The 13,352-nt window shown below is 28.2% G+C and carries 13 protein-coding genes and 1 tRNA gene; 7 read left to right on the top strand and 7 right to left on the bottom strand.

Annotated features, from left to right (window positions below):
* Positions 1 to 27 precede the first annotated feature (27 nt).
* Entirely contained in the window at positions 28 to 2,757 is a 2,730-nt protein-coding gene (locus ACM0L0_RS02460; protein WP_416738400.1) for a cation-translocating P-type ATPase, read from the top strand.
* A gap of 40 nt (positions 2,758 to 2,797) precedes the next feature.
* Here the strand turns inward: ACM0L0_RS02460 and ACM0L0_RS02455 are convergent, their stop codons facing one another.
* Complete coding sequence (locus ACM0L0_RS02455; protein WP_416738399.1) at positions 2,798 to 4,168, bottom strand: dihydrolipoyl dehydrogenase family protein; 1,371 nt, start codon at positions 4,166 to 4,168, stop codon at positions 2,798 to 2,800.
* Positions 4,162 to 4,629, bottom strand: coding sequence for an Rrf2 family transcriptional regulator (locus ACM0L0_RS02450; protein WP_416738398.1), 468 nt, complete (start codon positions 4,627 to 4,629; stop codon positions 4,162 to 4,164). Before ACM0L0_RS02450 ends, ACM0L0_RS02455 begins: the two co-directional genes overlap by 7 nt.
* A 195-nt stretch (positions 4,630 to 4,824) precedes the next feature.
* Here ACM0L0_RS02450 and rpmG point away from each other — a divergent pair, with 195 nt between their 5' ends.
* The 3 genes from rpmG to nusG are packed head-to-tail and all read left to right on the top strand — an operon-like array spanning position 4,825 to position 5,879.
* Positions 4,825 to 4,974 carry a 50S ribosomal protein L33 gene (gene rpmG, locus ACM0L0_RS02445; protein WP_416738397.1) on the top strand — a complete coding sequence of 50 codons (150 nt, stop codon included), beginning with the start codon at positions 4,825 to 4,827 and terminating at the stop codon, positions 4,972 to 4,974.
* On the top strand, positions 4,974 to 5,261 hold the full coding sequence (gene secE / locus ACM0L0_RS02440; protein ID WP_416738396.1) for a preprotein translocase subunit SecE: 288 nt from the start codon (positions 4,974 to 4,976) through the stop codon (positions 5,259 to 5,261). Before rpmG ends, secE begins: the two co-directional genes overlap by 1 nt.
* Before the next feature lie 9 nt (positions 5,262 to 5,270).
* On the top strand, positions 5,271 to 5,879 hold the full coding sequence (gene nusG / locus ACM0L0_RS02435; RefSeq protein WP_416738395.1) for a transcription termination/antitermination protein NusG: 609 nt from the start codon (positions 5,271 to 5,273) through the stop codon (positions 5,877 to 5,879).
* Between the two features lie 59 nt (positions 5,880 to 5,938).
* Here the strand turns inward: nusG and ACM0L0_RS02430 are convergent, their stop codons facing one another.
* Together ACM0L0_RS02430 and tpiA are read right to left on the bottom strand one after the other, a co-directional pair.
* The gene (locus ACM0L0_RS02430; protein WP_416738394.1) at positions 5,939 to 6,940 is read right to left on the bottom strand and encodes a hypothetical protein; all 1,002 of its coding nucleotides are present in this window, start codon (positions 6,938 to 6,940) and stop codon (positions 5,939 to 5,941) included.
* The gene (gene tpiA / locus ACM0L0_RS02425; protein WP_416738393.1) at positions 6,930 to 7,676 is read right to left on the bottom strand and encodes a triose-phosphate isomerase; all 747 of its coding nucleotides are present in this window, start codon (positions 7,674 to 7,676) and stop codon (positions 6,930 to 6,932) included. Before tpiA ends, ACM0L0_RS02430 begins: the two co-directional genes overlap by 11 nt.
* 172 nt (positions 7,677 to 7,848) lie before the next feature.
* Between tpiA and recU the strand changes: the two genes are divergently transcribed.
* Entirely contained in the window at positions 7,849 to 8,331 is a 483-nt protein-coding gene (recU, locus tag ACM0L0_RS02420; RefSeq protein WP_416738391.1) for a Holliday junction resolvase RecU, read from the top strand.
* On the opposite strand, the gene ACM0L0_RS02415 is transcribed toward recU, so the two are convergent.
* The 3 genes from ACM0L0_RS02415 to ACM0L0_RS02405 form a co-directional block, all read right to left on the bottom strand.
* On the bottom strand, positions 8,328 to 8,624 hold the full coding sequence (locus ACM0L0_RS02415; RefSeq protein WP_416738390.1) for an HU family DNA-binding protein: 297 nt from the start codon (positions 8,622 to 8,624) through the stop codon (positions 8,328 to 8,330). The two genes, recU and ACM0L0_RS02415, sit on opposite strands and share 4 nt — an antisense overlap.
* Before the next feature lie 177 nt (positions 8,625 to 8,801).
* Positions 8,802 to 8,892, bottom strand: a tRNA-Ser gene (locus tag ACM0L0_RS02410).
* Between the two features lie 118 nt (positions 8,893 to 9,010).
* Positions 9,011 to 10,150, bottom strand: coding sequence for a YitT family protein (locus tag ACM0L0_RS02405; RefSeq protein WP_416738389.1), 1,140 nt, complete (start codon positions 10,148 to 10,150; stop codon positions 9,011 to 9,013).
* A gap of 264 nt (positions 10,151 to 10,414) precedes the next feature.
* Here ACM0L0_RS02405 and ACM0L0_RS02400 point away from each other — a divergent pair, with 264 nt between their 5' ends.
* Both ACM0L0_RS02400 and mnmE read left to right on the top strand, forming a co-directional pair.
* On the top strand, positions 10,415 to 11,881 hold the full coding sequence (locus ACM0L0_RS02400; protein WP_416738388.1) for a hypothetical protein: 1,467 nt from the start codon (positions 10,415 to 10,417) through the stop codon (positions 11,879 to 11,881).
* 111 nt (positions 11,882 to 11,992) lie between these two features.
* Positions 11,993 to 13,351 (top strand): tRNA uridine-5-carboxymethylaminomethyl(34) synthesis GTPase MnmE, encoded by a 1,359-nt coding sequence (gene mnmE / locus ACM0L0_RS02395; protein WP_416738387.1) that lies wholly within the window; start codon positions 11,993 to 11,995, stop codon positions 13,349 to 13,351.
* Position 13,352 lies beyond the last annotated feature (1 nt).

Here is a 13,352-nt window from a genome sequence, read left to right as displayed (position 1 = left end):
TCATGTTTTTAGAAAGGATATAAATAAATGGAGAATTTATTAAATACAGACCTGAAGTCTGGTTTATCTCAAGAAGAAGCACAAAGACGTATTGCTTCTTTAGGAGAAAATACAATTAAAGCTAAAGAACGTAAAAGTATCTTTTTAATCTTTTTAGCACAATTTAAAGACTTTATGATTATCTTGTTATTAATTGCTGCTGCATTTTCGTTTGCAGTTACAATTTATGAACATGTGTCTGGTAAATTAACAACAAATGGACAAATTGCAATTGCATATATTGAACCATTTATTATTTTAATAGTTATTGCTTTAAACTCAATGCTAGGCACTTATCAAGAGATTAAAAGTGATCAAGCAGTTAGGGCTTTAGCTAAAAGCAACGAATTGTATGCTAAAGTCATTCGTGATGGAAAAATGATTTCAATTCCTTCTTCACAAGTGACAGTTGGTGATTTAATTGTCATTGAAGCTGGAGATATGATTTCAGCAGATGCTAAAATCGTAGAAGCATTCAGCTTTAGTGTAGTGGAATCTGCTATTACTGGTGAGGCTTTAGCTGTCGATAAAAGAGTTGGAGAAATTGCTAATATTGAACAATTACCTCTAGGAGATAGATATAATACTGTTTTCTCAGGTACATATTGTGTTACTGGTAGAGCAATTGCTTTAGTTCAAAAAATAGGAAAAGATACTGAGGTTGGTAAAATTAACTCAAGTATCCAAGAACAAGAAGTTCCAAAAACACCATTGCAAATTAAGTTAGATAAATTGTCTAAAATCTTTGGAATTTCAGGAATTATCTTATTATTTGCTTCAACAATAATCCAAATTATTTTAACTGGAGCATTTAGTAATGATTGAGCAAATCCACAATTATATTCAAATGCCTTTATTATAGGTATTTCCCTTGCGGTAGCAGCTATTCCAGAAGGATTAATTACCTTTACTACAGTGCTACTTGCAATCGGTGTTTCTCGTATGACAAAAGAAAATGCTATTATTAAAGCTTTCCCTGCTGTAGAAACACTTGGCTCAACAAGTATTATCTGTTCAGATAAAACTGGTACATTAACAGAAAATAAAATGACTGTGGTTAAATTCTATGATGCTCAAGGTGTTAAAGATTTAGCTAAGTCACAAACATTAGGTAGCTTTGTTGCATGTACTGATGCTGAAGTTACATTGAATCAAGATGGTAACTATGTAGAAGTTGGAGATCCGACAGAAACAGCTATTTTAAGATTTGGATTAGAAAAAGGCAATTCAAAAGAAGAATTTTATTCAAAATTTGAAAAGATTGCTGCCTTACCTTTTGACAGTGATCGTAAAATGATGTCAGTGCTAATAAAAGCACCAAATGGTCAAAAGATTTTAATTACTAAAGGTGCACCTGATGTAATCTTTAGTAAGTGCCATAAATTAGATTCACAAGTTCGCGAAATGAATGAAGAATGATCTAATGAAGCAATTAGAGTAATTGCTGTGGCTTATAAAATGATGCCAGAAACTGCTAACACTTTAACTTTAGAAGATGAAAATGATTTTGTTTTCTCTGGATTAATTGGTTTAATTGATCCACCTAGAGCTAATGTTAAAGCAAGTATTGAAGAAGCAAAACGTGCTGGTATTAAAACAGTTATGATTACTGGAGACCATTTAACTACAGCTGTAGCTATAGCTCGTAGTTTAAGTATTTATAGCGAAGGTGATAAAGCTATTGATGGTACTACTTTATCTAAGATGAGTGATGAAGAACTAACTCAACAAGTTCAACATATTTCAGTTTATGCAAGAGTTAATCCATCAGATAAACTTAGAATTGTTAAAGCTTGACAAGCACATAACCAAGTTGTAGCCATGACAGGAGATGGTGTTAATGATGCACCAGCTTTAAAAGCTAGTGATGTTGGTTGTGCAATGGGAATTACTGGAACAGATGTTTCTAAACAAGCAGCAGATGTTATATTAACTGATGACAACTTTAATACAATAGTACGTGCAGTTAAATCAGGTAGAGAAACCTTTATTCGTATTAAAACTGTTATTTTAAACTTACTAGTATCTTCATTAACTGAAATTATTGTTATGCTAGTTGGATTATTTGCTTTCAGATTTATTTTTAAAGAAGCAATTGGAGAGACAGAATTCATTGTATTAACAGCTGCACAATTATTATGAATTAACTTATTAACTCATGGATTACCTGCTATTGCTTTAGGTATGGTGCCAAGTGATGTTGATGTTATGAATCACAAACCAATTAATAAGAACCAAAGTATTTTTGCTGATGGACTTGGAAAACGCTTAATTATTCATAGTGTGATCTTATCATTAGCTGCTTTACTATCTTATTTAATAGTCGGTTTATATGCATCAAGTCAAGGTATTAAAGGTGAAGAATTTGTTAAATTAACTTCAAGTGCTTCATTTATTACATTAGGAGTTGGTTCAAGCATTAACTCACTTAACTTAATGTCAAAAAATAGTATCTTTAAATGTTCATTTGCTAAATATAAATTAGTTTACTTAGCAAGTAGCTTTAGTTTAATTTGTATGTTAGGTTCAGCTTTCATTCCAGGTATTAACCAATTATTTGGTAACATTGATTTTGTTTCATTTAATGGTCAATATTCAGTGGTATATTGATTAATTCCAATTTTACTTGCATTTACCTTAACACTTTGTGTTGAAGGATATAAACTTTATCAAACATTTCAAAACAAAAAAGCTAATGCACAAGTAGCAAATGCATAAAAAAAGTATAAGAAAACACCCTAAGTTTAGGGTGTTTTTTCTAACCTAATAAGTTTAAGCTTTCGATAAATGATGGGTGAGTATATATGAAGTTTACTAAATCATTAAATTTAATTTTATATGCAATAGCTAATGAAATAAAGTTGATCATTTCAGCTGCGGCGTAATTGAATAATGTCGCCCCAATTACATAACCATCTGTATCAACTAAAATTTTATTTCATCCAGCTGTTTCATGAATTGTTTTAGCTTGTGGAATTGATGAAGTGCTAATTTGTTTAACTTCATACTTAATTCCTTGTGCATCAGCTTCTTTACAGTTTAGTCCAACACGTGCGTATGCAGGATCAATATATAAACATCATGGAATAGGTGATCTATTTTCTGTAGTACGTACATTTACTTCATCTAGAAGTTGAGGTAAAACGATTCTTGAGTCATCAAGAGAAATGTATGTAAAGAATGGCCCTCCTTTACAGTCACCAACTGCTCAAATATTTGGAACATTTGTTCTAAGGTCTTTGTCAACTTTAATTACTCTATTTTCTGTTTCGATTCCAGCGTTTTCTAATTTTAAATCTGATATATTTGCATCACGTCCGATAGCTACTAAAACAGCATCAAACATTTCTTCAATAGGTTCGCCATTAACTGTTGCGTGTACTTTTGTACCTCTGCTGTAGTCTTTAATTGATTCGATATCAACGTTATCACGGAATGTAATTCCTTGAATTTGCATTGCTTCTTTAACATTTTCAGCATCATTTGAATCTTCAGTAGGTAAGAACATTGAACCTTTATTAAAGACAGTAACTTTACTTCCAAAATTATTAAATGTACTTGCATATTCAAGACCAATAAATCCTGTTCCAATTACTAATAATCTTTTTGGTAATGTAGTTAATTCTAAAATAGAATCTGAATAATATAAGTTTTTTGATTTAACTTCAATATCAAGTTTTCTAGTTTTTGAACCTGTGTTAATAACAAATTTCTTACCACGAACCTTAACAATTTTATTTTGTGATTCTACTACAACAGTATTTGTGTCAAGAAAACTTGCTGTTCCAAAATATATATCTATGTATTCATTGCTAATAAGACTATCATAGCTATCATTGTGCATTTTTTTGACAAAAGCCTTTTTATAACGTTGTGCTGTTCTGAAGTAAGCTTCCTTTTCTTTTCAAGTCATATTTAAATTATGTCTTGCAGCTTGTTCTCTTACTTTTGCACTGTGTACTAAAGCCTTAGTTGGTAAACATGCAACATTAATACATGCTCCTCCAGCCATTTCCACATCTTTTTCTATAAGAGCAACTCTCTTTTTATTTTTTGATAATTTAGCAGCTAGTGTTTTACCAGCCTTTCCTCATCCTATAATTACGACATCGTATTCTAACTCTAACATAATACGCCCCCTTTTGATAAGATCTCTTTTTTGATATCTTCTAGTGTTTTATTTTTTAAATTTTCGTATACAACATTATTTAATGAGTTTATTAAATCCTGTTCTACTGCTTCAATATTTCTTGAGATCACACATTCAGAATCCTTGAGACCACTTGCTCAAGTTTTGTTTATTAACTTAAGATTTAAGACATCAAGCAAGTCGCTGCATTTGATATCTTTTAAGTCCACATTCAAGGTATACCCTCCTTTACGACCTCGACTTTTTTTAATCCAATCATTATTGTTCATTGCTTGTAATATTAAACGAACTTTAACAGGATTAATATTTGCGTTTTCAGCAATCTCAGAGCTACTCATTGCTGTTTTTTTGTGCCCTAAGATTGTTAATATGTGTAATAGACTAATAAAGTCACTGAAACCATATTTTAATTCAGTTTTTTTATATGTTATGCTAACCATTACATATTAATTTTAGTACAAAAAAATTATATTTCAAGTTATTTTTTCTAAGTTTTTTGCCTAAAAATTAGCACTTTTAAAAATAAACTTTTTTTGTTTTTATCCAAAATTAATCAAATTTGTAAAATAAAATAAAACTTTTAAAGTTTTATATTAAAAAGAAGCAATTCTTGCAACTTATGATAAAATAAACATATGAAAAATAATAAAGTATCACTAGCTTGCGAATTGTGTCGTAAAAAGAATTATGTCACAGTTAAAAGCGCAGGTAATCCAGAGAGAATTGCAATTAAAAAATTCTGTCCACGCTGTAAAGTTCACTCACTACATAAAGAGGAAGTTTAATGAGTTTAGAAAATCAAACTGAAAACAATTTAACTGAGCAATCAGATACTAGTGTAGTGGTTGAAACAAAAGCTCCATCATTTAAAGAAAGATGGAAGAATCGTAAAAGAAGATATTTCCTTCGTAAAGTTATTAAAGACATCAAACGTGTTAGATGAGCTTCACCGAAAGAAAATTGAAAAAACCTAGCTAAAATAATTATCTTTACAGTAATATTTGCTTTATTTGTGTATGGTGTAACAATCGGATTTACATCATTATGATCTGCAATTGGTGCAGCAAACTAAGGAGACAAAATGAATACAAATTTTAAATGATACATGATTTCTACTATTCGTGGAAAAGAAGAGCAAGTTCTAGAAGCCTTAAAAAACAGAATCGTTGCTGAAAACGTTGCTGATTCATTTAACCAAGAAGCAACAGAATTTGGTGCTTTTAAAATGTACTCTAAACCAACATTAACACCTAAAGAAATGGAAAAGAAACGTATTGGTGAACCTTATAAAGTTAAATATGTTAACATGTACCCAGGATACATTTTTGCTAATATGGATATGACTGATGAAGCTTGATATGTTATCCGTAATACTCAATATGTTACAGGTATTATTGGTTCTTCAGGTAAAGGGGCTAAACCAACTCCAGTATCTGCAAGCGAAATTAGAAAAATGTTAAAAGCTGAATCTGAATACCTTAAATTATTTAATGAAGGTAAAAACTTACTTGGTCTTAAATTAGGTGATCTTGTTGAAGTTATTAATGGTCCATATAAAGGTGAAATTGGCCCAATTGCTCTAATCGATGTTGATAAAGATATTGCTGTTGTAGAACTTGAATCATTTGGTAAAAAGATTGTTGTAGAATTCGCTCTTGAATTACTAAAACCTAGTGAAACATACCTATAATAATTACAATGTGCCTTGGCACATTTTTTTATAAAAAAAATACTAGCTAAACTAGTATTTTAAAGTTCTTTTCTTTCTTTTTTGTAATGTTCAATTTTATCACTAGTAGCTTCTATTTTTAATTCAGCTCACATAATTGCTTCTTCTAAAGAAATAATATTTTCAGGTAAGCCTTTAATGAATTTTAAAAGTAAGTTACATTCAGCAACTTTTTCGGCAGCGTATTTACGTAGTGCTTGAATATCATCTTGATTTTTATTAATACTGTATTTTTCTGCATATTTTTTGAAATTAGCAAGCATTTTCTTTTGATTTGAAAGATAACTAGCGTTTTTGCTAATATTAGAATCAATTGTATCTAATTGATTTGAACGCTCTAAAATAATATCTTGATTACGATAACAGTAATCTAGTTTTAAAACATCATCTTTATTATAATTAACAATATCTGTATCAATTAAATGTAAATCTTTTAAACTTAAATTGATCTTATTTGCAGATTTTTTAGTCTTATTAAATAGCAGAAAACGAATATAACCTAAATAAGCAGCAGCAAATCCGGGATCGTTAAAAATATCTCGATCGACATCAGGTTGTTTCAGTGCAAATAGTTTACGAGTAGCTTTAAAATAATCGTCCCGATCTAAATGAGGCACAACTATTTTTAAAGAAAGCATTCTTTTTCCTTTGTATTTAGAAGCATTAAAACAATTTACTTGGAATAATCTGTTTAAAATGTCATTTTCCATCTGAGGATTTCAACCATAAAATTCTATTTTTTCATCTATATTTTGGAATGTAATTTTTTCTTTAGCTAAAATAGAAATATCATTTATCAAATTGCTTTTTAATTTCTTTATATAAGTGCGATAGTCAAAATCTTTAAATGACATTAATGATGTTTTTGTCATAAAACCTTTTTCAACATCATTATCGCGATACATACCAATAGTATAGCAATAAGGCAACATATCAGCTTTAATATTTCCTGGTAGACGTTTTAAAAAATTGAAAGTAATGGCTTCAAAATCAATAAATACTTTAATTTTATTATTTGTCATTGTTTGCTACTTCCAATATTATGTCAAAGAATTGTTCAACGTCTAATGAAGCTTTACCAATTAAAAACCCATCAATATCATCTTTATTTATTAATTTAGTTACATTAGCTTCAGTTACGCTTCCACCATATAAAATACGACAGTTTTTATCTACTAAAGAACGTATGTATTCAGAAATATCTTGTGCTTGACATGATGTGGCACATTTCCCAGTACCTGTTGCTCAAACAGGCTCATAGGCAATTACAAATTTATCATGTGGCAGACCTTTAGTTGATTCTAAAACTTGTTGTTTAATTACTTCTTTGGTTTTTCCACTTTCAAATTCTTGCAAGTTTTCCCCAACACATATAATAGGAACGATATCGCTTTCAATTAATTGTTTAGCTTTAGCATTTATTAACACATTGTCTTCTTGGTGTTGTGCTCTGCGTTCATTGTGGCCAATTATTGAATAAGCAACATTTAAGTCTTTTAACATATGAGCACTAACATCTCCTGTATAAGATCCTTGATTATATGCAGATACATCTTGTGCTACTAAGACAAAACCATCTAAACCTAAATTTCTAAAGGCTGCAAGACAAGTGTGTGGTGCAGCTATTCCAAAACTAACTTTATTATGAAATTGTGAACTATTTTTTTGATAAAGATCCTTAATTTTAGCAATATACATTTCTGCTTCTGTATATGTTAAATTCATTTTTCAATTACCAATTATTAAAATTTTATCCATTTCCACCTTCTTACTATATTTTATTAAATTTAAATTTAAAACCTAAATATTAATACGTATATTTTGCTTTAAAAAAGATTACAATATTGGCTCTTTTAATATCTAAAAGTGAACAAATTGAGCAAAAAGACTTTTTTAGTTCACTTTAACAAATTTGTAATTTATATTATGTATGAATAACAAAAATAGAGGAATGTTTTTAGAAACAATTATTAATCAAACTTTAGCTTATTACTGAAAAGAAGAAATTGCTTTTATTGAAAAGAAAGCAACACCTATTGAGGTAAAAACACTAGCACATAGAGAAAGAAATAATTATCAAGGTAGTTTTAATTTAAAGAAATCTACAGTGGATTATATTGGAATGTATAATGGACGCTTTATTTGCTTTGAAGCAAAAAGTACTAATGAGAATAGATTAGATTTAAATAATTTTCAACAACATCAATTGAACTATTTAAATTTAATTGATCAGCACAATGGTATTGCTTTTGTTATTGTTTACTTTTCACTTTATAATGAATTTTATTTAGTTCAAATCACATATATTTTACATTGTTATGAAGCACAAAAATCAATACCCTATATTGAGCTAAAGAAAAACTCAAGAAGATTGGATCTTGAGTTTCCTGGACATTTAAATATCTTATATTAAGCTTTAAAATCTACTAAATCACGTAAGTATTTAGATGGTGTATATTTAACAACACGTCTTTGTGGTACTTCAATATATTCTGGATCTCCAGCTTCTTTCTTGAATTTGTTTGACATTGTTCTTGCTGGTTTAATTGATGTTGAGAAGATTCCTAGGTGAGATAATCTTACTTTTTCTTCCATAATTAATTGTTCTTTAAGAACAAAAACCATAGCATCAAATACTTTTTCTACGTCTTTAGGTGTAAATTCTGAACGTTCTGAAACTTCGTTGATGAATTCTTTTTTTGTCATGTTTTTATTCCTCTCTAAGGTATTTTTTGTTGTTTATACCTATATTATAGAACAAAAAAACATTTTTATAAAAATAATTATTCTGAAATGTGGAAAAGTTAATTTTTTTCCACATTTATATATTTTTAGTCTTTTTGTATAAAAAATTATAAAAAAAACTAGTTACCTAGTCTTAAATGGCGGGACAGAGAGGATTTGAACCTCCGCGGGAGTTGCCTCCCCTATAGTCTTAGCAGGACCACCTCTTCAGCCTCTTGAGTACTGCCCCATATGCTTAATATTATATAGCATATTTGTTATAAAATAAGTACTTTTTATATAAAATTTTTCATTTTTAGACTCATAAAAGGGTGATAAAAGAAAATATTGTTCCCTAAGAAACAATATTACTTTTCGATAAACATATATCCATCACCTTTTTTTAAGTCAAGTATTGAGATAAATAAATCTTTATTAATCTTTTTGGTTACTAGAAAGAGATCTGCTGCATCTAGATATTGAGTATTTGTAGTGATCATATATTTCTTTGCACGAGAATATCCACCAATTACTTCAACAATTGAAAAAGTATAAGTACGATTTGAAAGTTTATTAATTTGTTCAATTAATTCAAAAGGGTGATCACAAAAGATTTGTGTTTGAACTAATTTATTTTTTGGATAAGTAAAATTAACAATAAAGGCATTAATCAATAACATGAAGAAGCCTGATACATAATTTAAGTTAAAAAAGATATCAAGTGATCATGGATTATTTCCTTGGAGTGGTTCTTGTTTCAATGACATAGAAGCAGGAATGTATGAACCCATAATATTAGCTAATGTAAGTGATATAAAGTTTAAAAATAGAAAGACTGTACCAATATCTTTTAATTTTGTTTTTGCAATATACATTCCATAAATATCAAATCCTCCAGTTGATGAACCTATTATTATGCAAGCAACTGCTGCAATTCCTTGCAACATTCCTCAACATAATGAATATAGGAAGATAGCCATATGTTTAATTGCATCTTTATCATAATTTCATAAAACAACTTGAACTTCATTTTGGACAAAAACAGAAGGTGAATTTGCTTTTAAATTTGTAAATAAATAAACATCATTGATCCCTGGTATAAATCCAAAAATAACACCAGCTAGTGTAAAGATTAGTAAATAATAACCAGTATAGATTGTAAAACTATGTGAGATTTTCTTTCATGACAATACTAATAAAGGAATATTTAAGATAAAGTAAATTAATCAGAAACAAAGGTTAAATACAATGTATCCCAGATTAGAATCAGGATTTTTTGATTGAATGTAGTATAAGAAAAAGCTACCAATTCCTTGTCCAAAAGCTTCTAACCCAAGCGCATATAATCCTGTATTTTGAAGTAATAACACTCCAAATAGTCCCATCACAGTACCAATAATAGTCATTACTAATATTTTTTGTCATGGTTTTTTAATGCGATATAAGAAAGCGAAAGCTAATAAAGAACTCTTGATTTTTTGTCTTGTGTATTCTTTTTTATTTCCCATATAACCTCCTTTTTAATGATGAAAAATTAAGTATAAAAACTGTTTTAATATTATTTAAAATAACAACTTTTAGAACAGATTTACTTGGTATTTAAATTATATCACTGTGCAAAAATAAAAAATTTTAAATGATTATAAAAATAATACTTTTTAGGTCTATATTATAAGTCTAGAAGGATGTGGAAAATTTCCACATGGTAGTGATATAAACTTCAAAAGATCTATAATTATAGATAGGATATTAAATATATAGTGAGGTATATCATGAAAAAGATAAAAAATATTTTATATTTAACAGCACTTGCTACTGCTGCAACTTTCCCAATGGTTTCATCTTCATGTAATCACAAAGATGAAAAGTTAGAATTAAATGGTCAAACCTTATATAAAAATGCTCAATTAGCTGCTAATTACAATCAGCTTAAAAAATCTAATGTTAACACCATCAATAACATTAATTTATTATTTCAAAAAAATAATTCAGCATTTAATAAAAAAATATCAATAAACGCATCTGCTTTTATTGATTGAACAAATGTTGAAAAAATACTGAAATATAATGAAAAATATAATAATAAAGAATGATATAACATGCTAGTTGGAAATTTATATCATGCTTTAATGAGTAATGGGAGTCTTAAAGACTCATTAATTTCCAATTTTAAAAATAAAAATGATGCACAAATTTTTATTTTTAATATAAGAGAAGATATTGTTTTTGATAAAAATAATAATTTAGCCAATGCTTATATATTGAATAATTACATAAAATATATTTTAAATATTATTGAATGAAATGAACAAGGCCAAAATACTAATAGTTTATATTGAATAAGCAATCTAAAAGACATTCTTCAAAAACTAGTGATTCCAAGTGCTTATATAATTGATCCGATTGCTGTTGAAAATAATTCTAATTTCTTAACGCTAAAAAATAATAATATATGAGACATTCTTAAAAACAAAAATCAGTATATGAGTACAATGTTATCTCCTTTTGATTTAACGGATGATGAGTTTGAAAAAATAAATGAAAAAGACAAAGAAGAATCCAAAAAGCTTGAAGGAAGAATTGATACCATTGATCCAGGAATCTATGATCGCAACCACGATGATCAAATAAAACATTTAATGTCTATTACAACACCGGGAAGTACTATTTTAAGCTGAAAACTTATTATTAAAGAACTTAATTTAAATGAAGACAATGCTCTGATTTCTTTAGAAAAAGAAAAAATTATAAAAGATGATAATTATTTTCTAAATATTAAATTAAGAATACCGAATTATGTAATTAAAAATTATAAAATTGAAAGTATAAATGAGAATGATAACAAAACAAGTGTTAAAATAAATTTTGATAATGCTATACCATTAAGCTTTGAAAGTTTCAAAGACAAATATGGAGAATTAATAAGATATGCAACTGCTTATACAATATGGATGAATATAACTGCATTAAAACCTTTTGATCCTAAACCAAAAGATATTGATGAAATTGATTTTAAATATTATTTATTACTTCAAGATTCATATAGTTCATTGTTTTTTAATGAATTGTTAACAAAATTTTCAAAAAGCAATGCTGATCAAACTAGTTTAGATGTAATCTTACCACTGGATAAGATAAAATACAGTAAAACCGAAAAACTACATGTCACAATTAATGTATTAGATCATCAATTACCTCTTTTCTATAAATACGAAGAATTAGAAAATGAGTATAAATAATTCTCACCATATCATAATAAACCTATGATATGGTTTTTTAATAAACTATAAGCAACTTTTAGTGTGAAAGAAAATATTTAACTAAATTGATTAATTTAATAAAATATAGCTATGTATGATAATATAGCTGCAATTAGTTCGGGTTCACATGTTAATCAACCTATCTCTATAGTTAGATTAGCTGGTCCTGACGTAAAAGAAATTATTTCTAAAATTTATAAAGGGAGACTAGGAAGTGACCATAATATTACTTATGGTCATATATATGATGGAGAAACATTAGTAGACGAAGTGCTAGTAATGTGATTTTTAGGCAAGCAAAATGAGGATGGAACAGTTACTTATAATAATTATGTAGGTGAACCATTAATTGAAATTAATTGTCATGGTGGTATTATAGTAACTAATAAAGTTCTAGAGCTTTTATTACAAAATGGCGCAAGATTAGCTGAAAGAGGTGAATTTACTCGTAGAGCCTTTCTTAATGGAAAAATGGATCTGGTCAAGGCAGAAGCTATTCATGATTTAATTATGGCTCAAACTGGTTCACAAGCTAGTGCTTCAGTTAATAAGTTCAAAGGAAAAACTTCATCAATGATTGATGAATTTCTAAACGACATTGCCCTTTTAATCGGAACATGTGAAGTCAATATTGATTACCCAGAGTATGAAGATGTAGAACAAATGGATAATGAAGTGATGATTGCGAAGTTAAATCTTTTAATTAAAAAATTATCTGATATAGTGAAAATTTCAGAGGATTCTAGATATGTCTTTGAAGGTGTGAAGGTTGCTTTCTTAGGAAAACCAAATGTTGGTAAAAGTAGTATTCTTAATAGTCTTTTATCAGAAGATAAAGCTATTGTTACAGATATTGCTGGTACTACTCGTGATTTAGTTGAGGCAACTTATAAAATTAATGACATGTTATTTAAATTAGTTGATACAGCTGGTTTAAGAAAAACAGATGAAAAAATTGAACAAATTGGTATAAAAAAATCACTTGAACAAATTGAAAAATCAGATCTTGTTGTTCATGTAATTGACACTGTGCAAGGCATGGATGAATTTGATGAGCAAGTTGAAGCTAGAGCAAAAGAACTTGGAAAGTTCTATATTAAGGTACTGAATAAAATTGACTTAAATAATAACTATAATGAACCTGGTTTAGTTAAAATTTCAGCCTTAGAAAATAATATTTCAGCCTTAGAACAAGCTTTAGTATCTAACTTTGCAAATATAGATATTTTTGATGAAAGAATTTTTTCTAATACAAGACAATTATCACTCATTAAGCAAGCACTAGAATCACTAAAAAATGCTAAAGCTTCATTGGAACTATATTATACATTTGATGTTATTATTGTTGATTTATATGCAGCATGAGATTCATTGCAAAATATAAAAGGAAATGTAAACAGAGAAGACTTACTTGATGTAATGTTTTGTAATTTCTGTTTAGGTAAATAGT

It is taken from the genome of Mycoplasma razini (assembly GCF_048076865.1).
GTDB lineage: Bacteria > Bacillota_I > Bacilli_A > Mycoplasmatales > Metamycoplasmataceae > Mycoplasmopsis.
Note: the sequence above shows the minus strand (reverse complement) of the source record. Positions and strands in the feature narration are given on the sequence as shown.